This is a genomic window from Streptococcus sp. A22, assembly GCF_043674215.1.
Taxonomy (GTDB): Bacteria; Bacillota; Bacilli; order Lactobacillales; family Streptococcaceae; genus Streptococcus; species Streptococcus suis_V.
Genome location: NZ_JBIMJQ010000060.1, coordinates 1 through 2,047, shown reverse-complemented (window position 1 = coordinate 2,047; position 2,047 = coordinate 1). Strand labels below are relative to the sequence as shown.

2 protein-coding genes and 1 pseudogene are annotated in these 2,047 nt (G+C 41.5%); all 3 read left to right on the top strand.

The window, feature by feature from the left end; all coding sequences use genetic code 11:
* Positions 1 to 798, top strand: a 798-nt coding sequence (locus ACHBHN_RS11240) for a conjugal transfer protein TrbL (RefSeq protein ID WP_394734153.1), incomplete at its 5' end; no start/stop codon positions are given.
* 61 nt (positions 799 to 859) lie between these two features.
* Entirely contained in the window at positions 860 to 1,213 is a 354-nt protein-coding gene (locus ACHBHN_RS11235; protein WP_001097579.1) for a PrgI family protein, read from the top strand.
* Positions 1,170 to 2,047, top strand: a pseudogene (locus tag ACHBHN_RS11230) (type VI secretion protein); the annotation flags it as partial. The gene ACHBHN_RS11235 and the pseudogene ACHBHN_RS11230, both read left to right, overlap by 44 nt.

The window sequence follows — 2,047 nt, the reverse complement described above, 5'->3', positions numbered from 1 at the left end:
GATAGCCTTTTTGAAGGGTTTCAAGTGGATTTAGAATCAACCGCCAACTTGGTTAAGTCACTAGCGGACTTTAATCCGACGGTGTGGTCTTACATGACAGCCATTACCAAGGGGATTATGCAGCCCTTGGGAGTAGCTATTCTTGCGGTTGTTCTCGTACTCGAATTTTCAAAAATGGCCAAGAAAATCGCAAACTCAGGTGGTGCAATGACCTTTGAAGCCATGGCACCTATGATTGTCAGCTACATCATGGTCGCGGTCGTGATTACCAATACGACGGTTATTGTGGAAGCCATTATTGCCATTGCCTCTTATGTTATTGAACAAGTGGCAAGTCTTGTCACGAATGGTGGTGCTAATTATGATACCATCTCAGGCATTAAGGGATCTGGAATTGTAGGAAAAATGATTATTGGCTTTTTTGCGATTCTCATTTGGTTGGTACGAATGGCCAGCATCATGGTTGTCAATATCTTGATTACCATTCGCTTTATCCAACTCTATCTGATGATTCCTTTTGCCCCTATTACCATTCCGACCTTCCTTAGTGATGACTGGAGAAGTGTTGGGATTGGTTACCTTAAAAACATCATGGTCTATGCAGTTCAAGGTATTTTGATTTTTCTAATTGTATCTCTTGTTCCCTTGTTTGAATCGGCTGGAAAGATTGCCGTATCAAATGGAGCTGGAGTTATGGAATCACTCGCCATTATGTTTGGTGGCTTGGTACAGGCCATATTGTTAATCATTGCCTTGGTTGGCAGTCAACGGACCGCCCGAAGTATTTTGGGGATGTAGGAGGATGGGAGTAAATTGCCCGCCTCCTCTTTTTATAGCTTACTTAGATTGGAGAACATTTATGAACACACGTGTCTTTAAGGACATTTCAAAGGTTCAACACAGGGCATGGCTGGGATTTACAACTAGACAGGTTATTTTTGTATTTCCAGCCGTCGCCCTAACCATTTTGGTATTGGGCTTGAACCTATTTTACTGGCAATTTGGGGATTGGTTTGTCTATGGTTTTGTTTTTAGCTTTACCATTCCACTCATGTTATTTGGGGTCTATCGACCCAATGATTTACCATTTGAAACCTATCTCAAGTACCGATTTCATTATGAACTAACGGTGCCAGACCGCACATTTACTGGAAGAAAAGGAGACCAACGTGAAAAAATTAAAACACTCAATGAAACCAAAGACCTCTTCTAATGACAAAAAGCAAAAGACGAAAGCACAGAAGCAGGAGATCAGCCCCTCTACCGTAAATACGTTAGCCTATCAAGGGCTTTTTCAGAATGGCCTCATGCAGGTCAGTCCAAGTTATTTCTCACAAACCTATCTCTTAGGAGATGTTAATTATCAAACAGTTGGCTTAGATGATAAAGGAGCTATTGTTGAGAAATATTCCGATTTAATCAATTCACTAGATGATAAGACCAATTTCCAACTGACCATTTTCAATCAAAAGGTCAATTTGGAAAAATTCCGTAAGAGTATTCTCTATCCCTTACAGGAAGATGGGTTTGATGCTTATCGTGATGAATTGAATCGCATGATGGATGCCAACTTAGAGGCGGGTGAGAACAACTTTTCGGCTGTCAAGTTTCTTTCATTTGGCAAGAGCGACCAAACACCAAAACTAGCTTTTCGTTCTCTGTCACAGATTGGGGAATATTTCAAGAGTGGCTTTTCTGAGATTGATGTGTCTCTTGGTCTGCTCGGTGGAGAGGAGCGAGTGAATGTCCTTGCGGATATGTTGCGGGGTGAAAATCATTTACCGTTCTCTTACAAGGATTTGACCCTGTCAGGTCAATCCACCAAACACTTTATGGCCCCAACCTACCTTTCCTTTAAACACAAGAATCATATTGAATTGGACGATCGATTATTACAGATTGTCTATGTTCGTGACTATGGTATGGAGCTAGGGGATAAATTTATTCGTGACCTCATGCAGTCAGATTTGGAAGTGATGATTAGCCTACATGCTAAAGGCTCTACCAAGTCTGAAACCATGACCAAGCTGCGAACCAAGAAGACCTT

Bases quoted from the DNA above. Each gene is read 5' to 3' on its own strand.
- ACHBHN_RS11235 (WP_001097579.1), top strand. From the start codon at position 860: ATGAACACACGTGTCTTTAAGGACATTTCAAAGGTTCAACACAGGGCA.